Here is a 21,938-nt window from a genome sequence, read left to right as displayed (position 1 = left end):
GAGTTTAATATTTCTATGTTAAGGAATACTAACCATTAAAATATTAAGCGCTTAGATTTAAATCGTTTTGATTAATTAATATTTATAAGTATAGAATTATCTTTGCAAGATTATGTTTATATCTATAAAAATAAATAGGTTAAAATTTGAAACGTTTTTATTAGCTAATTACGTCGTAAACAAGACTTGATTAGGAAGCTAATTTAATGATTAAAATTTAAATATGAAACTTAGTTTAAAATCAGGATTGACGCGTGAGCAGAAACTTGAAAAAATTAGCAAACTAACTGATAAAGAACTATTTATTACTTGGATAATTATTTTATTTGGGTATTTCTTGTTCGTTGTTAACTGGTTTTTGATTGACCAAGTTGCTGGTAACTTTACCTACAATCCGAATGCTGAAACGAGCCTTACATGAGCTGGTTGATCTCAGTCGTTCTTCTTCAAGAACCCTGGTTCTATTACTACAGCAGCAACTAACTGAACAATTACTTTCTTCCGTGGTATTGGTTCATTTGTTGCTGGCTGATTCATTGGTAGACTGGGTCATAAGAAAACAGTTTTAACAATGTTGGGGTTAATGGCATTGTCATTCCCGTTCATCGTTGTTGCATATCCATTTGGCGGTAATAACGCACTTGTTTTATCAAATAGTCAAATCTTTTACCAAAAACAAGGTGACCTTATTAGCGGTGGAAGCTTAACTAAATTAACAGCTTTAGGTTACAGCTTATTCATTATCTTTAGAACTTTATTAGCTGTTGGTGGAACTGCTTTAATTAGTTACACACAACCTGTTATTGCAAAATTTTCTACAATGAAAACGAAGACAACACTAAGTGTTATTAACTCATTTGGATTTAACATTGGTGCAGCTTTCTCATTAGGTCTATTTACATATAGTATGACTATTAAAATGGAAGCCGTTAAGAGTTGATACGTTGTTTGTGCTGCTTTCATACTAATTATTTTTGCAACATTCATCTTATACTTCATTTTTGGTAAAGAAACAGTTCTACCAAAAGAAAAACATACAAGAATGGAGCCTGAGGTCACAATCATGTCCACGCTCAAGAACAAAAACGTGATAAAGATGTGTCTAATGTACGGGGCATGATTAGTAGCTGTAGTTTGAATCTTAACTGGTACATATTCTAATTCTGTAATTGGTACATCTCCATATAATGTAGGCGGAAAATTATTTTGAGTAGGAAATACGTCTAAGATTGCATTCGTATTAGGCCTAGTAGCTGGTCTATTTGTGATAGCTCCTTTTGGTAAGACAAGATATGATCGAAGTCGATTCTTAATGACGCAATACTCATTAGGTATGTTCTTTGTTGTTGTTGCCTTCGTATTAGGTTTTGTTGGTGCCAACAAAAATATAGGTTTAGCAATCGGTGAAATCATTGCTTCATTCTTAGCTGGAATATTCTTATGAGGTCTACAAGGTGTGTTCTTATTAATTCCTCACGAATTCAAAGGAGCTTCACCTTCTAAAGTTGGTACACAATTCGGTATTATCTGAGGTGTAGGTTACATGCTATATACAGCATCAGACATCCTATTATCTGTAATTGTTGAGTCACCTTCATTTGCAAACAAGAGCTATGTTGATTCAATAAACCCAGCTAGCATCACTGCATTTGCAGTTTATGTAATAATCTCAATGGTATTTGTATTAATCGCTTTAGTACTACCTAAATCAGGACGTATTGTAAACGGTGAATGAGTTCCTTTAACTGATAAATGACCATTCATGTCATACAACTTCTACAAAGGTGATATCTTTAAATAATCAATAAAATATAAGATAAAAATTAGGGATCAACAAATGTTAATCCCTAATTTTTTTTTATTTATATCAATTATTTACATTGATCACACACTTTTTGATCAATACTAACTCACTCATCTTTTTTAAAGTATGGTTTCATCATGTTGATTGAATCATAATAAAACTTACCTTCTAAATGATCCATCTCATGTTGTAAGCACATGGCTAATAATCCATGGGCACTGATCTCAACATCTTTTTGTGTTAAGTAATCGAACCCTTTAAGTTTAACGGTTTCACTTCGAATTACATAACCATCTTTATCTTTGGGAACTGATAAACAACCCTCACCAACAGCTAAGTAAGCTTTGTTAAGACTCTTATCAATCCATTCAGGATTGATAAGCAAATATCGATGTTCTTTTTGACAGAAATCAATAAAATGAACGTAAAAAAATCTTTGATTTAAACCTAATTGGTTAGCAGCTATCCCAATCCCTGGACGAATATCATACCTTTCGGCATTATCATCAAAGCTTTCATCAACATAAGCTAACATCTTATCGATGATATCTAACACTTCTTGACTTAAAGGAAATTTTACCTCAGAACATACTTCACGCATCTTGGGATTATCATCAGTTACTAATCAGTCATTAGTGGGTTTTAATTTACTTTTCATTATAAAAATGTTCTTATCAAATATAAATATTAAAATATTAAAAAGTAAAATTGAATAATAACGACTACCCTAAATGGTAGTTATATATATTATGAGTAACAAGCAGGGTTTAATTATCTTAATATCTGGTCCTAGTGGGGTTGGTAAGGGCACGATAGTTAGTAGGCTTTTGTCTGACAACAACTTAAAACTAAACGTTTCAATTTCAGCCACAACAAGAAAAAAGCGAGCATCTGAAGTTGAAGGCGTGCATTATTTTTTCAAAACTAAAGAAGAGTTTGAACAAATGATTGCCAACAACCAATTATTAGAGTATGCTAACTACGTTAATAACTATTATGGAACACCGCTTTCATTAGTTAAAGAGATCCTTGATAAAAACGAAAACCTAATTTTAGAGATTGAATACCAAGGGGTGATTCAAGTCTTAAAAAAAGGTTTTAGAACACTAAGTATCTTTGTGCTTCCCCCTTCTGAAGATGAGTTAGTTGCACGACTAAAAAAGCGGGGAACTGAGAACGACGAAGTAATTAAATACCGCTTAAAACAAGCCGTTAAAGAATATGCCCATAGAGAACTTTATGATCATACGATCATTAATGATGATCTAGAAAAAACGATCCAAGATATTAAACAACTAATTCTTAAGTATAATCAATAATGAAAAAGATATATGCAAGTTCGACCCATGTAGGGATTGTCCGTGAAGAAAATCAGGATGCTGTTTTTGTTGGCACAAACCAGTATCATAATATCATCGCATTAGTGTGCGATGGTTTGGGTGGTTATAAAGGTGGAGCAATTGCTAGTACTTTAACACGCGATCTGATCCGTGATAACTTTTTATCAACTAATTTTAATAAACTTAGTGATGAAAAGATGGAAGAATGGTTCAAAAAAGTTTTACTTAAATGTAAGAAGCAAATTGCCAAATACATCGATGAATACGATAAACAATTCCAAAAAGAACATGATAACGTTTCATTAAAACAGATGGCAACAACGATCGTATTATCGATCATTGCCAATGAAAAGATCTACACGTTCTGAGTGGGAGACTCACGAGCTTATTTAATTGCTAAAGACAAAACTGTTAACCAAATAACTAACGACCATAATCTTTATAATTACCTAAAAAAGATTAATGCTTCAGATGTTACTTTTAAAGCTAATGAAAAAGAACTATTAGCCTTAACTAACATCGTATCTAGAGATACGTCTAAAGTTGAGTTTGACACCTCATTTGATTTTATTAATAAGGGTGATGAATACCTATTATTATCATCAGATGGGTTTTATAACTTCGTTATGCCTGAACAGTTTCACGACCTATTAAGTCTTACTGATGATATGCAAAAAGTAGCAGACAATCTAATTCAAAACGGAATGAATGCGATGTCTAATGATAACTTAAGTGTTGTGGTGGTCAAACTAACTGAGGTTATTAATGGCTAATAACAACCAGCAAGTTAATAAGAAGAAAAATAAATCAAACTCTGAAGGCTATTTAATGGTGAATGACAAACTGTTTAATCGGTATGTCATTTTAAATAAACTAACCACAGGGGGAATGAATTCAGTGATCTATACTGCCAAAAACATTACGGCAGATTCAACCAAACTGAATGATTCCAAAAAAAGCACGGTTGTGATTAAGCTGGTTAAACGATCTCCAGAAGATACCAACGATAAGTGGGCTAAGTTACAACAAGAACTAATTACCTCTTCACGGATTAGTCACCCTAATCTGATTGCCACTTATGAAACTGATGATAAGGGGATTCTGATCGAACGAAATAACAGAATGATCAGAATCAATGATGTTCTTGTAATCGTAATGGAATACGTCCAAGGGACGACATTACGTAACTATATTATTAGTAAAGGTAACCTTTCAGTTAAAGAAGCACTATACTACTTTAGAAGAATGGTTGAAGGGATTCAGAAGTTACATAATTATTCCCACCAGATTATTCACCGGGATCTAAAACCTGAGAATCTGATGTTATCAAAAGATTATCGAGAGTTAAAGATCATTGATTTTGGGATCTCGACTTCGATTAGCACAGAATCAGTATTAAAAGTTTTAACAAATGAAAAAGCCCTATATGGGACACATGAATACATGTGTCCAGATGCATTACAAAAAGAACCAGTTTTAGATGAGAATAATAAACCAGTTATTAATCCCAAGACTAATACCCCATTAATGCGGTGAAAAGCGCCAACGGTGCAATACGATTTTTATGCATTTGGGGTGATCTTATTTGAGATGTTAACTGGGCAAAAACCGTTTAATAAAAAGATCGATGATAAGAAGTTAGAGCGCCCTCAAGATATTATTAATTTACCTAATAAGTTTGACGTGCCGTTGATGAAAGCGATGGGTTTTGATGTACCCAATTCCGTGGAAAATATCGTTTTTCGATGTATGGCATCAAAAAAAGAGGACCGAAAGTATCGTTATCACTCGTGTGAAGAAATATTAGCAGATCTTGATAAAGTTGATAAGGATCAACCTTTATTAAAACCGTTAGAAAAACGGGTTTTGCAAAAAGATCGTCAGTTTATGCCAACTGAGATTGCGGTTGATAAAGAACCAATTATTTTTAAGTACTGAACGTTTTGAACAATTACTGCATTAGTTATTTTGATTGTGCTATTAACTTTAGGTTTAATTATTTTTAATTTTTCAGGCGTCGTTAAGTAATGATTGCAAGAATTTTAAGTATTAATGCTAATGATCTTTTTTGTGAAGTTAATCATGAATTAAAAAAACTTCACGCTCCGGGGAGATGAAAACACCAAAAGATCAATTTAGCACCTAATGATCTATTAGAACTTAATGATCAAGGTGAGATCATTAAGTTAATTGAACGTAAGAATTATTTAAATCGACCTAAGGTGGCCAACCTTGATCATGTTGTTTTAGTTTTTTCGATTAAAGATCCCCAACTAAATTTAAAGCAACTGTTTAAGTTCATGGTTTATTTTGAATCACAATTGGGATTCAAACCACTGATCGTGTTCTCTAAACTAGATTTAGATCACGATCAAAACGAATTTAAAAAGATCGTTGAGGCCTTAGAACAGATAAACTATCAAGTGTTCAAATTAAATGAACCAGATGATTTTTTGCGCTTAAAAAACTTATTATTCAATAAGGTAACAATCTTTTGTGGTCATAGTGGGGTGGGTAAATCTACCTTACTTAAACGGTTAGATAACTCGCTTGATATCTGAACTCAAGCCGTTTCAGCCAAACTAAAACGAGGCAAAAACACGACAACTGCAACAAAACTTTATAAGTTTTTAGACGGTTATCTTGTTGATTCTCCAGGTTTTTCCATCTACGACTTAAACCTAACTAAACAACAACTAAGTTGTGGCTTAATTGAGTTTGCTCAATACCAAACTAAATGTAAATTTAACGACTGTTTACACCTTGAAAATAGTGCTGATTGTTATCTTAAGAAAAAGATTAATTCATTAATCTATCAAATATATTTAAGTGTGATAAAGTCCATAATTTAGAATTAAAGTAAAACAACTTACAAAGCGATTATGATTAAATTAACCTTCAACCTTATTAAAGGTTTAGACTATAAAAAATTAGATAAAAACTATCAAGCTAAACTTGATGAAATTTTTAGTCAATTAAAAAATAAAAAGACACCAAGTGCTAATATGTTAGGTTGGATCGATTATGTTGATCAAGACCACACCAAGATCTATAAGAGTATTGATAATAAGATTACTGAATGAGATAAATTAAAAGTAACAGATGTTGTTGTTATTGGGATCGGTGGATCGTTTACAGGGATTAAAGCGATCTTAGATGTTGTTGCTTATTTACCTAGTGAACAAAAAAGACAGATTCACTTTATTCGCAGTTTAAGTGAAAATTCATTCTTAAAAATATTAGAGGAAGTTAAGGATAAAAACTGGGGAATTGTTGTGATCTCTAAATCAGGAACAACTTTAGAACCTTCAGTTGGTTTTAAACTGTTCCGTGAAGCTTTATACAAACAATATGGGGAACAAGCACAAAAAAGAATTGTTGCGATTACTGATCCTAAAAAAGGTGTGCTTCACGATATAGCGGTTAAAAATAAATATGAGATGTTGCCAATTTACTCTGATATCGGGGGTAGATTTTCAACGATCACACCAAGTGGATTATTAGTTGCTGGTCTTGTAGGGGCTGATTATAAGCAACTAATCGAAGGGGCTAAAAAAGCCAAAGCTGATCTATTTGCTTCTAGTGAACTAAAGAAGAACTCAGCTTATACTTATGCTGCACTAAGACATTATCTTTACACAGAGATGAAAAAAGATGTTGAGATTGCAATCACTTATGAAGAACAACACGAATACTTAATGTTGCAACACCGCCAACTGTTTGGTGAAAGTGAAGGTAAATCATTAAATTCATTATTCCCAACATACTCTGTGTTTACGACTGATTTACACTCAATGGGTCAACTATATCAAGATGGTAAGAAGATCTTTTTTGAAACAGTGTTCTCATTTGAAAAAGCTAATAAGAACAAACTAAAGTTAAAAAACTCAGAGTTTAATAATGATGACCAACTAGATTATCTAACCAAGAAATCAGTTAACCAACTTAACTATGTTGCATGTGAAGCAACCAAGCAAGCTCACGCTTCTGCTGGTGTTCCCATTATTGAGATCGATGTTAAAGAAAATAGTGCTTATGGCTTTGGTTATCTTTACTTCTGGTTGTGTGTAGCAACTTCAGTATCAGCACTACTATTAGGTCATGATCCTTATAACCAACCAGGGGTTGAGAATTACAAACAAAGAATGTTTAAATTACTATAAAGAATAATGAGCGATTTATTATTTTCGATCTTGCCAATGCTTAATGACTATGATCAAAATAAATTAGCTAGTTACAAGCAGTTAGGCTTGAATAAGATCCATTACGATGTAATGGATGAGTTTGTTAACAACAAAGCGTTTGATGAACGCTATGTTGATAATCTAAAAGATTTAGGTTATCAGATCAATGTTCATTTAATGGTTAATAAGGTGGCTAATCACATCTTGGTTTATGCCAAAACCAGATGTGATCAGATTAGTTTTCACGTTGAGCCATTGGCTAATAATAAGCAACTAATCAATAAGTATTTAGCTTATATTAAAACGAACAATAAAAAAGCAGGTTTGGCCTTTAAATTTAATACAGACGTTAATGATTATTTAGATCAGATTAAATTAGTTGATTATGTCACATTAATGTCAGTTGAACCAGGAGCTGGAGGTCAAGCTTTTAACCCTTTAGTGTATCGCAATATTGCCAAATTAATCAAGTTTAATCCCAAACTTGAGATTGAGATCGATGGTGGAATTAACTTAGAAAAAGCGATTGAACTAAAAGGTTTAGTCTCTGGTTTTGTTTCAGGTTCTTACTTTTATCAGTTATCAGATCAAAGTAAGTTAGAGATGCTTGAAAAGATTCGCGCTTTTAGTTAATAAAATTCTTTCTTTTACCAAAAACAAACATATCTTTATATATATATATATAAATAAAGCTAATTACTTGCTTTATTGTTTTTAAGATTAAAATAATTAAGGTATTGCTACTAATAATAATTAAGGATAATCCATGACGAATCATAGCTCAAAGATTTTAGTGATCGAGTCACCAAATAAGGTAAAAACGATCAAGAAGTATTTAACTGACGACTATGAAATTGTTGCAACAGTTGGTCATATTCGCGATTTACCAAAATACACATTAGGATTTAACACAGAAGACTTTGTTCCGAAATGAGAGATCATTCAAGAAAAAAAACCAGCTAAAGGAGTAAGTGCAACTAAAAAAGCTAAAACTGTTAAAAAAGCTGTTAAGAACAAAAAAGAGATCATCGATGAATTGGTAGATAAAGCTAAAAAAGCCGACGAAATTTATTTAGCAACCGACCCTGATCGTGAAGGTGAGGCGATCTCTTGACACGTATATGATGTCTTAAAAGAAAAAGGTGTTAACGTTAATAAGTGTAAACGGATTATCTTTAATGAAATTAGTGAAAAAGCAGTAAAAAATGCGATTGCCAATCCCAGAGAGATCCAAAAAGATTGAGTTAGTTCGCAAATTACTAGAAGAAGACTTGATCGTTTAATTGGGTTTAAACTATCAAGTTTAATGAAATCTAAGATTAATGCTGATTCTGCTGGAAGAGTGCAATCGATTGCGCTTAAGTTTATTACTGAGCGTGAAGAATTAATTAATAAGTTCGTACCACGATTTTGATGAACTTTAGATGTGATTCTTAAAGATGGCACAGAACTGATGTTACGTAAGATTGATGAGAAACTTAAAGATAAGTTAGGATTCAAAGAACTTGAAGAAGTCAGTGGGATCGATTTCAATACTAAAGAAGATGCTGAGCTAGTTAAACAACACTTATCTGATAAGTATCGTGTTTATGCGATTGATACGCCTAAACTAAAAAGTTCATACCCAAAAGAAGTTTATAAGACATCAACTTTACAACAAGATGCAATTAATAAATTAAAGTGAAGATCAATGAAGATTACTTCTGTAGCTCAAGAGCTATATGAAGGGGTAACTATTGATGATGAACAGATTGCTTTAATCTCTTACCCAAGAACTGATAGTACCCGTCTTAGTCCAGAATATGGTAAGACTGTTTTAGATTTTGTTGCCAAAACGTATGGTAAAGATTACGTAGCAACTCAATCACAACTAAATGGTGAAACTAAAGCAAATAAAAAGCAAAAAGCCAAAGTGCAAGATGCACATGAAGCGATCCACCCAATTGATATTTCAATCACCCCAGATTCTGTTAAAAACAAGATTAGTAGTGATCAATACAGTTTGTACAAACTGATCTGAACTAGAACTGTAGCTCATTATATGGCAGCTGCTGTTTATGAACTTGTTAATATTCGTTTTATTAATAACAACAATAAGTTCTATGCGGTGAACAATACCTTAAAGTTTGATGGTTATAAAAAGATTTATACCCATTACGATGATAAGGATCATCTAAGAAAGTTAGATTTAAATCACTTTGCTATTGACAAAGAATTTGAAGCTAAGGATGTTTTACTAAACGAACACCAAACCAAACCACCAGCAAGATTTACCCAAGCTACTTTAATTGAAGCGCTTGAAACTGAAGGGATCGGTCGTCCTAGTACGTATTCAACGATCCTTGATATCGTTTTAAAAAGAAACTATGCCGAATTAGTAAACGGTCGGTATTATAAAACCACGGATTTAGGTCAAAAGTTAGCATTTGAACTAGATAAGAATTTCCCAACGATCATCAATAAAGAATTTACTAAAAACATGGAAACAACTTTAGATGAGATCGCACAAGGAACGGTTAATGATGTTAGCTATCTTCAAGCGTTTTGAAACGATTTCTCTGAAGTTTTAAATGAAGCTAAAACTAATATCGTTAAAAAAGTTGAATACATCGAAGGCAAAAACTGTCCTAACTGTAGTTCACAGTTAGTAAGACGAGAAGGTCGATATGGTCCGTTTGTGGGTTGTTCTAATTTCCCGAAATGTAAATTTATTGAGAAGTCTGAACAAAAAGCAAAAGAGATCGTTTATGAAGAAGGGGTTAAGTGTGAATTATGTCACGCAAAACTTATTCGTAGAGTGGCTAAGAAAAAAGGGCGAAATAAGGATAACACCTTTTTAGGTTGTTCTAATTTCCCTAAATGTAAGTACACAAAAAGTCTAGAACCTGAAAAAGACGAGACAATTCGAGATTCAACAATAATTTAGCTTTTAAATTATAGTTATAAGGTGGAAACACAATTTTTTAAATAAATTTAAGAATAATGAAACACATAACTAATAAAGCAGAACTAGACCAATTATTAAGCACCAACAAGAAAGTTGTTGTTGATTTTTATGCTAACTGATGTGGTCCTTGCAAAATTTTAGGTCCGATCTTTGAAGAAGTAGCTCAAGACAAAAAGGACTGAACATTTGTTAAAGTAGATGTTGATCAAGCAAATGAGATCTCATCTGAATACGAAATCAGATCAATTCCAACGGTAATCTTTTTCCAAGATGGAAAGATGGCTGACAAAAGAATTGGTTTCATTCCTAAAAACGAATTAAAAGAATTGTTGAAATAATTTTTTTCAAATTAATTTTTTGTGTTAGAATATTTGAGGTTATCACCAAATTTTAAGTTGGTTAAATTTTTATAATCGACTCATAATGAAGTAAATAAATAGTCGCTTCATCACTGGTTGCGTGGTAACAAGAAATGCTTCTTGAAAACTGAATAGAATCTGTTATTTTCTGAGAGTTTGATCCTGGCTCAGGATTAACGCTGGCGGCATGCCTAATACATGCAAGTCGATCGGATGTAGCAATACATTAGAGGCGAACGGGTGAGTAACACGTATCCAATCTGCCTTATAGTGGGGGATAACTAGTCGAAAGATTAGCTAATACCGCATAACAAGTTAACTATCGCATGAGAATAACTTTAAAGAAGCAACTGCTTCGCTATAAGATGAGGGTGCGGCATATCAGCTAGTTGGTGAGGGTAATGGCCCACCAAGGCGATGACGTGTAGTTATGCTGAGAGGTAGAATAACCACAATGGGACTGAGACACGGCCCATACTCCTACGGGAGGCAGCAGTAGGGAATTTTTCACAATGGACGAAAGTCTGATGGAGCAATGCCGCGTGAACGATGAAGGTCTTTTTAGATTGTAAAGTTCTTTTATTTGGGAAGAACAGTTAATAGAGTGGAAAGCTATTAATTTGACTGTACCATTTGAATAAGTAACGACTAACTATGTGCCAGCAGTCGCGGTAATACATAGGTTGCAAGCGTTATCCGGATTTATTGGGCGTAAAACAAGCGCAGGCGGATTAGAAAGTCTGGTGTTAAAAGCAATTGCTTAACGATTGTATGCATTGGAAACTTCTAGTCTAGAGTTTGGTAGAGAGTCCTGGAACTCCATGTGGAGCGGTGAAATGCGTAGATATATGGAAGAACACCAGAGGCGAAGGCGAGGACTTGGGCCAATACTGACGCTTAGGCTTGAAAGTGTGGGGAGCAAATAGGATTAGATACCCTAGTAGTCCACACTGTAAACGATGGATGTTAAGTGTCGGAGCGAATACTTCGGTGCTGCAGTTAACACATTAAACATCCTGCCTGAGTAGTACATTCGCAAGAATGAAACTCAAACGGAATTGACGGGGACCCGCACAAGTGGTGGAGCATGTTGCTTAATTCGACGGTACACGAAAAACCTTACCTAGACTTGACATCTTGGGCGAAGCTATAGAAATATAGTGGAGGTCAACCCAATGACAGGTGGTGCATGGTTGTCGTCAGCTCGTGTCGTGAGATGTTGGGTTAAGTCCCGCAACGAGCTCAACCCTTATCGTTAGTTACTTTGTCTGACGAGACTGCCAACGTAAGTTGGAGGAAGGTGGGGATGACGTCAAATCATCATGCCCCTTATGTCTAGGGCTGCAAACGTGCTACAATGGCCAATACAAACAGTTGCAAATCCGTAAGGTGGAGCTAATCTGTAAAGTTGGTCTCAGTTCGGATTGAGGGCTGCAATTCGCCCTCATGAAGTCGGAATCACTAGTAATCGCGAATCAGCCATGTCGCGGTGAATACGTTCTCGGGTCTTGTACACACCGCCCGTCAAACTATGAGAGCTGGTAATATCTAAAACCGTGTTGCTAACCGCAAGGAAGCGCATGTCTAGGGTAGGGCCGGTGATTGGAGTTAAGTCGTAACAAGGTACCCCTACGAGAACGTGGGGGTGGATTACCTCCTTTCTATGGAGTATATTAATACACTAACACGATATACACCTGTTACATATAACGGTGAAACAATTAAAACCCAACAAGAAAAGTTAAACCCATAAAAGCAAATTGATAACTTAAAAATTGTTGGTCGGATTCTATTCAGTTCTCAAGGAGCATTTCGTTAACTATTTTCATAAAAGTCTCTAAAAAATATTTTTAGCCTAGATGTTTTCTAGGCTATTTTTATTGCTAAAGATTAGCAATTTCGTGATAGAATTAATAATGGTTGTTTAAATATTGATTACCTTCATCAATATAAGATTTAATTATGATGTATTTGAAAATGTTTAGGCAATTTTTAAAGATTGCTTATACATATCCAAATAAAAATTACGCACTTATTTAAACAGCTGAATTTTCTTAAGGATAATTAAACAAAAACTATAGATGAAAGAAACAAACCTCAGTATTAAAGGTGTTGTGAAAGAGATTATTAAAGGTGATAAATTTAAAGTATTGCTAGAAAATAATCTTTTAATTGAAGCACACGTATCAGGAAAGATTCGGATGCACAAGATCCGCATCTTACCTGGTGATAGTGTGGAAGTAGAATTCAGCCCTTATGATCTAACAAAAGGGCGAATTATTTATCGTCATTAATCAACAATAAACAATGAAAGTAAGATCATCAGTAAAACCAATTTGCAAAGATTGCAAAGTTATTAGACGCCAAAGGGTTGTAAGAGTTATCTGCAAAACCCCTAAGCACAATCAAAGACAAGGATAGAATATGGCTCGTATTTTAGGTATTGACATCCCAAATAATAAGCGCGTTGAAATTTCATTAACCTACATTTATGGAATTGGCAAGCCTCGTGCTCAAGAAATTTTAAGAAAAGCAAAGATTGACTTCAACAAAAGAGTAAAAGACTTAAGCGATGAAGAATTAGCTTTAATTCGTTCAGTTGCTAGTACTTACGTGCTTGAAGGTGACTTAAGACGTGATGTTGCATTAAACATTAAACGTTTAATGGAAGTAGGTTCATATGCTGGTTTACGTCACAGAAGAGGTTTACCTGTAAGAGGTCAAAGAACTAAATCAAACGCAAGAACTCGTAAGGGTCCAAGAAAAACCGTTGCTAACAAGAAAATTGAAAGTAAGTAATAAGAAAATATGGCTAAGAAGAAAAAAACAGTTGCCAGCAATGGTATTGCACACATTCATGCAACTTCAAACAACTCAATTATCACAATTACCGACATAAATGGTAATGCTATAACTTGATCATCTTCAGGAGCAATTGGGTATAAAGGTGCTAAGAAAAAAACACCTTACTCAGCTGGCGTAGCTGCTGAAAAAGCTGCTAAAGAAGCTATGGCAATGGGATTATCAACGATTAAGATTTATGTTAATGGTGTTGGTCGTGGTAAGGAAACTGCAATCAGATCATTAGCTGCTTGTGGTTTAACTATTACTGAAATTCACGATGTAACACCGATTCCACATAACGGTTGTCGTCCTCCCAAAAAACCTCGTTAATTTTCCAGGAGCAATACATGCAACAATTTTTGCGATACAACATTAACGTTATTAAAGAAGATAACGACAAGAACTATGGTAAATACATCGTTAAACCATTAGAAAAAGGGTTTGGAATCACCCTAGGTAATGCACTTAGAAGAGTAATGTTAAGTCATCTTCCTGGTTCGTCAGTGTTTGCTTTAAAGATCAAAGGCATCTCACACGAATTCGGGTTTATTCCTGGTGTTAAAGAAGACGTAACTCAGATCATCTTAAATATTAAAAACCTAGTTGTTTGGATTAGTGATAATATGATCACAGATGAAACATTATCAGAGACACCAATTGAAAAATGACCTGTAATGACGATTCGTGCTAACAAAGCAGGAATCATTAAAGCTGGTGATATTGAGTGTCCATTAGGTTTTGAAGTTTTCAATAAAGATTTAGAAATCTGTACGTTGTCTGAAGATGCTGAAGTTGCGATCGATATTTATGCAACTAGAGGTCGTGGGTTTAAAACTGCAGCTGAAAACCGTTCAGAGATCGGTTCATTATCAATCATTCCGATCGATTCAAACTTTAATCCGATTATTAAAGTTGGTTATCACGTTGAAGAAGAAACTTCAGATGTAATTACTGATAAATTAATCATTGAAGTGGGAACTAATGGTCTGATTAAATCAGGTGATGCAATCGCAATTGCTTCTAAGATTTTATCTGACCACTTAAAACCATTAATCGACATTAATAAATCATTGCACGATATCCAAGTGTTGAATGAAAAAAATGTTGAAGAAAAAAACAAGAAATTATCAATTCCAATTGAACAACTTGATCTAACTGTTCGTTCTTATAATTGTTTAAAAAGACATGGGATTCAAACAGTTGAAGAGCTAGTTACTCGTTCAAAATCTGAAATTGAAAATATTCGTAATCTAGGAAAGAAGTCTGTTCGTGAAATTAATAAGAAACTAAGCGAACTGTACGATTTAAAACTTAAGAATAACTAATTAAAGCTATGTCATACGTTAATAAAAAAGGGAAAACTACATCAACTCGTTTGATGATCATTCGTCAACAACTTAGTGATTGCTTAAGTTATAACGAAATCATAACAACTTTAACTAAAGCAAAAGAAACCCAAAAACACTTAGAAAAATTAATTACAAGTGCTAAGGATAACACAATTGTTAACAAAAGAAGAGCTAAAGCCCAACTTTTAAACACCCAAGTGGGTACAGCTGATCAGTTAGTAGCTCACTTATTTAGCAAAGTGGCTCCAGTATTTAAAGACCGTCATGGTGGTTATACTAGAGTAATTAAATTAGGTGCTAGAATGGGTGATGCTACTGAAATGGCAATTTTACAATTTGTTGACAAAGTACCAAAATTTGCTGTTAAAAAAGCTAAAAAAGTAGAAAAAACATCAACACCAAAAGTTGAAGTTAAATCAACTAAACCAGCTGCTGGCACTGAACAATCAGTTAAGTAATTTTACTTAACGATATGTTATAATATTTCAGTTAGAAAAATTTAAGGACAAATAACTTGGTAAAAATTAGATTAATGCGTCTAGGTCGACACAAGTTACCGTCATATCGTATGGTAGTGGTTGACTCTAGAGTTAAAAGAGACGGAAGTTATATCGAATTAATCGGTCATATCGACCCAATTAATGGCGCTAACAAACTAAACGGTGCACTAGCAATCGAATGATTAAAAAAAGGTGCCCAACCAACTGATACAGTTAAATCAATTCTTTCTAAAGAAGGGATCTGAAAACAATACGCAGCTTCAAAAAAAGCTTAGTATTAGTAAATGAAAATTGTTGTACTCACGTTATTTGATGATTTTGTCAGATCTTATTATGATTTTTCGATTATCAGAAACGCTTTGGATAAAAAAGCTGTTGAACTAGAAGTAATTAATTTTAGACAGTATGCTAATGATAAGCATAAAACTGTAGACGATACGATCTATGGTGGATCTGCTGGAATGCTATTAAAACTAGAACCATTAGTTAACTGTTTAAGAGATATCAAACAAAACCAATTTAAAGACCCCAACAAAATTAGAACTTATCTACTATCACCTCAAGGTGAAGTGTATGATCAGAATAAAGCAGTTGCTTTATCCCAATCAGATCATGATCTAATTTTGATTGCAGGACGGTACGAAGGGTTTGACGAACGCATTTATCACTATGTTGATGGTGCGCTTTCTGTTGGTGATTTCGTGATTACTGGCGGAGAATTAGCTGCACTAATTGTGGTGGATAGCATCGTTAGGTTGTTACCTAATGTAATTAATAAGGATAGTTTATCAAACGAATCGTTTAATAATTACCTCTTAGATTACCCAATGTACACTAAACCTTACGATTTTGAAGGTTATAAAGTTCCTGATGTTTTATTAAGTGGCAATCACCAAGCGATTGCAGCATTCAATCAACAAGAAGCAATTAATAACACAAAGATGAAACGACCAGATCTGTATCTAAAATACAAATCAAACCTTAAGTAGAATTATGAATAAGTTAAACAAACAAAATATTATTAACCACGTTAATAACCTACAATTAAAAAAATCTGTACCTAACTTCCAAGTGGGTGACACAGTTTCAGTATCAATTAAGATCGCTGATGAAAAAAGAACCAGAATTCAAAAGTTCGATGGTTTAGTTTTAAGAAGAAAAGGTTCAGGATTATCTGAAACTTTTATCGTGCGAAAAGAATCTAGTGGTGTGGGTGTTGAAAAGAACTTCCACGTTCACAACCCTAACATTGAGATCGAACTTAAACGTAAGGGTAAAGTTAGAAGAGCGTACATCTCTTATATGAGAGAACGTTCAGGTAAATCTGCTCGTATTAAAGAAAAAGTTGTTAATACTAAGTAGTTAACTTTTAATTTAATCAGAGTTATTTTATGTCCTTAAGAAACTCAAAAGATAAACTAGCAAAGTTTAGTAAATCACTTAATGAAATCACGGTAACAAGAACCAAGCTACGTACTTCATTATTAATTTTTGTTGGTTTATATGGCCCAAAAAAGATGTGAATCCGCATCGCTTTAATTGCTGTAATTTCAGTAATTCAAGGTGCCATCAGTTTATTTTTCATTCGTAACTCAGGTTTGTATAATTTAGGCGTCTCTTCGATAACCCAAGGGTTAGCAAGAACGCTTTTTGTTTTCTTACCTGCTCATTTACCAAAAACACTGATCTTTGATCTGACCTTTTGGATCTTGTATATTGTGATCAACATTCCTTTGATCATTTTTGCATATATCAAAGTCGGTAAACGGTTTTCAATCTTAACAACAGTTTATGTTGTAATGGCTAATGTCGTTGGGTTTTTAATCGGGTTGATTCCTGGAGTGCAAAATATCGGTTTATTTACGATCAATACGACTGAAAATAGCACAATTATCTATGAAGTAACCAGATTTAAGGATAGTGATCCACAGATCTATAACCTCTTTTTTACCCCAGATGGTAAGTTTACTGATCTAGCTCAAAAGATTGCTTATATTCCATTAATTTGGGAAAATAACAGCGAAGTAAATAAGATTATCTCATTATTCTTATATGCAAGTATAGCTGGGGCATTATCTTCATTAGTTTACACAGTTTTATTCGTAATCGGTGCTTCAACTGGAGGGATGGATTTTATCTCTCAATATGTGGCTAAAACTAAACGTCGATCGATTGCTTCAATCATTTTTTATACGAACATTATCACCTTATTAGTTTCAGTTACGATCGGTTCATACGTTCCAGCTTCAGTTGTTTTAAATGAGATCCCTCAAGAGATCATGATCCCAAATTCTAATATTCATTTCAAGGATCTATCTTGAAACGTTTCATTATTATTCTCACCTAACTTCATTGGTTCAATCGTTTCAGCGATAGTGGTCTCTGCTTTCTTAGATGCCTTGTTCCCAAGATATAAGATGGCTAAAGTAGAAATCTACTCAGCAGACTGTGAAAAGATCAGACAAACCTTATTATCTGATCACCACTCTCACACAATGTCAATCTCTAAGATCACTGGTGGATTTAAAAGAACTGAACGTGAGATGATTACAACAACAACATTGTTCGTTGAGATCCCAAGAATTATTCGGTTAATTAGATCAGTTGATAAGGACTGTTTCATTACGATCAGTCAGATCAAGGGAATTGATGGTTATATCTATATTACTGAAGAATAATTAATAACTAGAATGAACCATTCCAAAATTAATTGATTCCCAGGTCATATGAAAAAGACTTTGGATGATATCAATAAGATCAAAAAACATATTGATTTAGTGATCCAAGTCTTAGATGCTAGGGCAATTAATTTAACCTCTAATCCCGATTTATTAGAGATTTTTAAACAAAAAAAGATTATTAATGTTGCACTTAAATCAGATTTAGCTGATTTAAGTTATCAGTATGATCCAGAGACGATCGTTACCAACATTAGAGATCATCAGTTTAGTAATTTTTTATTAAATAAATTGCATCAGATCTTAAGTGACAAGATCAAGAGATTGCAAGCTAAGGGTCTTGTTACACCTCATTTCAACATTATGGTGATTGGTTTACCCAATATTGGTAAATCATCTTTAATTAACAAGTTAATTAAAAAGAACCATAATAAGGTAGAAAACAAAGCTGGGGTAACAAAACGTCAAACTTTTGTTAAGTTAAATAAAAACTTCACCTTATACGACACCCCCGGGGTGTTGTATAAGAGAATTGATGATTTTATCTTAGGCGCTAAACTAAGTTTATTAAACGTGATAAACCTTGAAGTGATCCCGATGCAAGAAGTTTTAAGCTTTGCTTATAGCTATTTAAACCAATATTATCATAACCAACTTCTTGAGTGAGCTAAGCAAGAGATAATACCCGAACAATTTCATGAGTTCATTGAACAATATGCTCATAAGAAGGGTTTTTTAAATAAGAATAACGCGATAGATTTAAACGCTACTTACATGAATTTTTATCAAGATATCTCGTTAGCTAAAATAGCTAAAGTAAATTACGAAAAAAATTAATTTTTTTATAAATTATCAATGGTGAAAATATGAGTACATTAATAGAAGAATTAAAAAATAAGATCAAGAATTCTAAAAAAGTTCCTCAGATCCTTTTAGTAGAAGGATGAAATGCTTGCGTACAAGAAGCTGCTAAACAACTAGTTGCAGAAAAATTGGTTAAACCAGTTTTAATGTTTAGAACAATGGACGAAATTCCAGCTGATTTTGATCCGAGAATCAAACGTTACGTAATTGAAAAAATGGATTTATCTAAGTATGCGACATACTTATTTAAATTACGTGAAAAGAAGGGAATGACACTAGAAGTAGCTCAACAAGAAGTGCAAAAGCCTAATGTGTTAGCTTCTTTATTAGTAAAACTTGATGAAGTTGATGGTGAAGTATGTGGTAAGGAATACACAACTAAAGAGACACTAAAACCAGCTTTACAAATTATTAAGACTTCAGAAACTGCTAAAATTGTTTCTTCAGTAATGGTTCTTGAAAAAAACCAAGAACGTTTAGTTTTTGCTGACTGTGCAATTAATGTATATCCAACAGCTGAAGAGTTAGCTGAGATTACTAAATCAACAATTAAGTTTGCTAAAGATGTTTTACAAATTGAAAAGATCAATTTAGCAATGTTAAGCTATTCAACCCTTAACTCAGGTGTAGGTGAATCTGTTGATAAAGTTAAAGCAGTAACTAAATTAGTAGAAGAATCTGACGTGGGTAAATTAGCTTCAATCTGTGGTCCTATGCAATTTGATGCGGCTTATGTTGAAGAAGTAAGAAAACAAAAAGCGCCTAAATTAGACTGAGAAAAAGGTGCTAATGTATTCATCTTCCCTAATATTGATGCTGGGAACATTGGTTACAAGATTGCTCAACGCTTAGGTGGCTATGACGCAATCGGTCCAGTACTTACTGGTTTAGCTAAACCTGTAAACGATCTAAGTCGTGGTGCTAATGCTCACGAAATTTACTCAGTTGCTATCATTACTGCTTGCCAAGCTGTAGCATAAAATATGAGAAACAATATAGAATGAGTAATCAGCGACCTAGACGGTACGCTTATTCGTTATGAAAATAATCAACACATCGTTGAACCAGCAGCTATCCATGCGATTGAAAAATTAGCTTCTCGTGATATTACTTTTACGATTGCTACTGGACGTAAACAATCAGATGTAGTTAATTTAATTAAGACATATAATCTTAGTGGAATGGTTCGTTATATCATTGCTTGTAATGGAGCAGTGATCTATGATATTGAAGAAGAAAAGATCATTCAAAACAGCTATTTAACTAAAAAAGTTAAAACAGCTGTGATGAAACATGTTGATGCATTCAAAGAGATGACACAAGATTTCTTGTTATTTTCTTATGATATTAATAACAACATCTATCTTTATGATCCTAATAAAAAACCTAACGAAAGTCTTCTAAAAGAACTAACGTTTTATGAAGGTTCGTTCTCATCAAATAATTATATTTACATTGATGATTTAAACGAACGTGATGATCTAATTAAATTGATCTTCTTTTACAACAGAAGTTCGATGACTGAAGATATCACTGATTACTTAGCTAAGTTCATTAAATTAACTAAGATTGATACAAATGACTGTGTTGTGGTTTCACCAATGTCGTTCGAATTAAATTCAGCAGATTGCAACAAAGGAAATGCAGTCTTAGAACTAAATAAGATTCTAAAAAAAGATCTAGCTAAAACACTTAGTATCGGTGATTCATTTAATGATATCCCGATGTTTAAAGTTACCGGAGTAAGTGTTACTTTAGAATCATCGCACAGAGAAGTGCAAAATAATGCAACTAATGTTCTTGATGTTAAAGCATCAGATGTAGTTGCTGATGCGATCGAATTATTCGCTCTCTAATAACTTATTTAACCGCTTAATACTGATATTTTTAGTTAGCGCTATTGCTTGAGTCAAATTGTAAAATTGATCGTGCAATATCGCTAATTTTTTATCGTCATCATACTTAGTTTTTAAGAGATCTTCAATATGATCATTGACTTCTTGGATTAGTTTATTCTTAACGTAATTAAGCTCACCTTCAATGCTTTTTTCAAAGAAATCAATTTCTTCATAATCATCATCATCATACATGATTCTTGTATGGGTTGAGTTTTCAAAGATTAGGTTATAGTTATTAATTAGTTTTTCTAAATTGATTTCAGATAGGATCTCTTTTAGATTAGTGATGTATCTATTTAACTTCTTTTGCACTTTCAATAATTCCTTTTAGGATTTCAATGTATTCTTTTTTGTGTTCAAGGATAAAGGCATGACCTGCCTTTTTGATTTCGATGTGTCTAGCACCTTTTAAGTAGCGTTTGATATAAGATCTGATTATCGTAAAAGGGACTAGGGTATCTTTATCAGCAGTAATTATTGTTACTTTTTCATATTCTTTAAAAGAATGGTATGATTTCAAAATGTTTTTAACTGAGATTGGACTCATGATTGATAAGGCCAATTTTTTTTGGTCATTTTGAGTTTTTTTATAGAACTCTAAGCTAAATCATTTATCAAAATCTTCAACGAATTTTTGGTAATCATAAAAGAGATCTTTAAAGAATTTTTTAATCACTTTTTCATCCGCTTTATGTGCGTCAGCAGTAAAGTATTTTGTGAAGTTTCATGCGGTAAAAATGGTATTTATTGTGAGTGGAGCGCCTAAAAGAATCTGCTTAATTCTGTTGCGCTCTTCTTTATTCATGAGATTAAGAGCAATCATAATAACAGCACACCCCATAGAGTGTCCTGCTAATACGATATTTTTTAAATCAGGGTTTTCACGAAGAAAAATAACTAATAATTTGGCAAAATACTGAATGTTTAAATGTTTGTACTTAAATTTTTCTTCAGTCTTATAATGAGCAGGAAAACCTAAGTCATAGTGATTAACATTTTTTATCTGTTTAATGATTTTGTAATGTAATCCAGGTTCAGTAGCAATTCCATGACAAAAAATCAAATCAACTTCGGCATTTTTGTTGCTTTTTTTGATGACCTTCAAATGATTAAGATCGACACCTTTGATCGTTTTGTTCATAAAAATCAAACTTATTATAATATATAATAG

The 21,938-nt window shown here is 33.3% G+C and carries 24 protein-coding genes, 1 rRNA gene and 1 pseudogene; 23 read left to right on the top strand and 3 right to left on the bottom strand.

Features of this window, described 5'->3' with window-relative positions:
* Positions 1–223 precede the first annotated feature (223 nt).
* On the top strand, positions 224–1,801 hold the full coding sequence (locus tag D2833_RS03540; RefSeq protein WP_014574769.1) for an MFS transporter: 1,578 nt from the start codon (positions 224–226) through the stop codon (positions 1,799–1,801).
* Between the two features lie 70 nt (positions 1,802–1,871).
* Here D2833_RS03540 and def read toward each other — a convergent pair whose 3' ends face one another.
* Positions 1,872–2,462: a peptide deformylase gene (gene def, locus D2833_RS03535; RefSeq protein ID WP_027333290.1), complete on the bottom strand. Its 591-nt coding sequence runs from the start codon at positions 2,460–2,462 to the stop codon at positions 1,872–1,874.
* A gap of 73 nt (positions 2,463–2,535) precedes the next feature.
* Here def and gmk point away from each other — a divergent pair, with 73 nt between their 5' ends.
* The 22 genes and pseudogenes from gmk to D2833_RS03420 all read left to right on the top strand — a co-directional run bounded on the left by gmk (position 2,536) and on the right by D2833_RS03420 (position 20,725).
* Entirely contained in the window at positions 2,536–3,123 is a 588-nt protein-coding gene (gene gmk / locus D2833_RS03530) for a guanylate kinase (protein ID WP_014574767.1), read from the top strand.
* Positions 3,123–3,917, top strand: coding sequence for a PP2C family serine/threonine-protein phosphatase (locus tag D2833_RS03525; protein ID WP_014574766.1), 795 nt, complete (start codon positions 3,123–3,125; stop codon positions 3,915–3,917). Before gmk ends, D2833_RS03525 begins: the two co-directional genes overlap by 1 nt.
* Complete coding sequence (locus tag D2833_RS03520) at positions 3,910–5,172, top strand: serine/threonine protein kinase (RefSeq protein WP_011113898.1); 1,263 nt, start codon at positions 3,910–3,912, stop codon at positions 5,170–5,172. Before D2833_RS03525 ends, D2833_RS03520 begins: the two co-directional genes overlap by 8 nt.
* Positions 5,172–5,996 carry a ribosome small subunit-dependent GTPase A gene (gene rsgA, locus D2833_RS03515; protein WP_011113897.1) on the top strand — a complete coding sequence of 275 codons (825 nt, stop codon included), beginning with the start codon at positions 5,172–5,174 and terminating at the stop codon, positions 5,994–5,996. The genes D2833_RS03520 and rsgA overlap by 1 nt, the downstream gene beginning before the upstream one ends.
* A gap of 30 nt (positions 5,997–6,026) precedes the next feature.
* Positions 6,027–7,307: a glucose-6-phosphate isomerase gene (locus D2833_RS03510; protein ID WP_011113896.1), complete on the top strand. Its 1,281-nt coding sequence runs from the start codon at positions 6,027–6,029 to the stop codon at positions 7,305–7,307.
* 6 nt (positions 7,308–7,313) lie between these two features.
* Entirely contained in the window at positions 7,314–7,961 is a 648-nt protein-coding gene (locus tag D2833_RS03505) for a ribulose-phosphate 3-epimerase (protein WP_014574765.1), read from the top strand.
* Between the two features lie 133 nt (positions 7,962–8,094).
* Positions 8,095–10,254: a type I DNA topoisomerase gene (topA, locus tag D2833_RS03495; RefSeq protein ID WP_011113893.1), complete on the top strand. Its 2,160-nt coding sequence runs from the start codon at positions 8,095–8,097 to the stop codon at positions 10,252–10,254.
* A gap of 56 nt (positions 10,255–10,310) precedes the next feature.
* Complete coding sequence (trxA, locus tag D2833_RS03490) at positions 10,311–10,613, top strand: thioredoxin (RefSeq protein ID WP_011113892.1); 303 nt, start codon at positions 10,311–10,313, stop codon at positions 10,611–10,613.
* Between the two features lie 165 nt (positions 10,614–10,778).
* Positions 10,779–12,295, top strand: a 16S ribosomal RNA gene (locus tag D2833_RS03485).
* Positions 12,296–12,715: 420 nt separating this feature from the next.
* On the top strand, positions 12,716–12,928 hold the full coding sequence (gene infA / locus D2833_RS03480; RefSeq protein WP_011113891.1) for a translation initiation factor IF-1: 213 nt from the start codon (positions 12,716–12,718) through the stop codon (positions 12,926–12,928).
* Between the two features lie 13 nt (positions 12,929–12,941).
* Positions 12,942–13,055: a 50S ribosomal protein L36 gene (rpmJ, locus tag D2833_RS03475; protein ID WP_117274108.1), complete on the top strand. Its 114-nt coding sequence runs from the start codon at positions 12,942–12,944 to the stop codon at positions 13,053–13,055.
* A 3-nt stretch (positions 13,056–13,058) separates the two neighbouring features.
* The gene (rpsM, locus tag D2833_RS03470) at positions 13,059–13,433 is read left to right on the top strand and encodes a 30S ribosomal protein S13 (protein ID WP_011113889.1); all 375 of its coding nucleotides are present in this window, start codon (positions 13,059–13,061) and stop codon (positions 13,431–13,433) included.
* Between the two features lie 9 nt (positions 13,434–13,442).
* A complete protein-coding gene (gene rpsK / locus D2833_RS03465) occupies positions 13,443–13,808 on the top strand; it encodes a 30S ribosomal protein S11 (protein ID WP_011113888.1) in 366 nt (121 codons plus the stop codon).
* A 17-nt stretch (positions 13,809–13,825) separates the two neighbouring features.
* Positions 13,826–14,803, top strand: a complete 978-nt coding sequence (locus tag D2833_RS03460; RefSeq protein WP_011883401.1) for a DNA-directed RNA polymerase subunit alpha — start codon at positions 13,826–13,828, stop codon at positions 14,801–14,803.
* 8 nt (positions 14,804–14,811) lie between these two features.
* A pseudogene (gene rplQ, locus D2833_RS03455) lies at positions 14,812–15,171 on the top strand (50S ribosomal protein L17); the annotation flags it as partial.
* Positions 15,172–15,341: 170 nt separating this feature from the next.
* Positions 15,342–15,602: a 30S ribosomal protein S16 gene (gene rpsP, locus D2833_RS03450; protein ID WP_014574763.1), complete on the top strand. Its 261-nt coding sequence runs from the start codon at positions 15,342–15,344 to the stop codon at positions 15,600–15,602.
* A 9-nt stretch (positions 15,603–15,611) separates the two neighbouring features.
* The gene (gene trmD / locus D2833_RS03445) at positions 15,612–16,316 is read left to right on the top strand and encodes a tRNA (guanosine(37)-N1)-methyltransferase TrmD (RefSeq protein ID WP_014574762.1); all 705 of its coding nucleotides are present in this window, start codon (positions 15,612–15,614) and stop codon (positions 16,314–16,316) included.
* 4 nt (positions 16,317–16,320) lie between these two features.
* A complete protein-coding gene (gene rplS / locus D2833_RS03440) occupies positions 16,321–16,689 on the top strand; it encodes a 50S ribosomal protein L19 (RefSeq protein WP_011113883.1) in 369 nt (122 codons plus the stop codon).
* Between the two features lie 29 nt (positions 16,690–16,718).
* The gene (locus tag D2833_RS03435) at positions 16,719–18,005 is read left to right on the top strand and encodes a YitT family protein (protein WP_014574761.1); all 1,287 of its coding nucleotides are present in this window, start codon (positions 16,719–16,721) and stop codon (positions 18,003–18,005) included.
* Between the two features lie 12 nt (positions 18,006–18,017).
* Positions 18,018–18,842 (top strand): ribosome biogenesis GTPase YlqF, encoded by an 825-nt coding sequence (gene ylqF / locus D2833_RS03430; protein ID WP_011113881.1) that lies wholly within the window; start codon positions 18,018–18,020, stop codon positions 18,840–18,842.
* A gap of 29 nt (positions 18,843–18,871) precedes the next feature.
* Positions 18,872–19,849 carry a phosphate acetyltransferase gene (gene pta, locus D2833_RS03425; RefSeq protein WP_027333224.1) on the top strand — a complete coding sequence of 326 codons (978 nt, stop codon included), beginning with the start codon at positions 18,872–18,874 and terminating at the stop codon, positions 19,847–19,849.
* Positions 19,850–19,852: 3 nt separating this feature from the next.
* A complete protein-coding gene (locus D2833_RS03420) occupies positions 19,853–20,725 on the top strand; it encodes a Cof-type HAD-IIB family hydrolase (protein WP_027333225.1) in 873 nt (290 codons plus the stop codon).
* On the opposite strand, the gene D2833_RS03415 is transcribed toward D2833_RS03420, so the two are convergent.
* Together D2833_RS03415 and D2833_RS03410 are read right to left on the bottom strand one after the other, a co-directional pair.
* Entirely contained in the window at positions 20,711–21,079 is a 369-nt protein-coding gene (locus D2833_RS03415) for an MG296/MPN423 family protein (RefSeq protein WP_231992414.1), read from the bottom strand. The genes D2833_RS03420 and D2833_RS03415 overlap by 15 nt on opposite strands.
* Positions 21,060–21,908 (bottom strand): alpha/beta fold hydrolase, encoded by an 849-nt coding sequence (locus tag D2833_RS03410; RefSeq protein ID WP_231992412.1) that lies wholly within the window; start codon positions 21,906–21,908, stop codon positions 21,060–21,062. Before D2833_RS03410 ends, D2833_RS03415 begins: the two co-directional genes overlap by 20 nt.
* Positions 21,909–21,938: the final 30 nt, after the last annotated feature.

The sequence above is a fragment of the Mycoplasmoides gallisepticum genome (assembly GCF_900476085.1).
GTDB lineage: Bacteria > Bacillota_I > Bacilli_A > Mycoplasmatales > Mycoplasmoidaceae > Mycoplasmoides > Mycoplasmoides gallisepticum.
The sequence above is the reverse complement of the archived record's forward strand: the minus strand, read 5'-3'. Positions and strand labels throughout refer to the sequence as shown.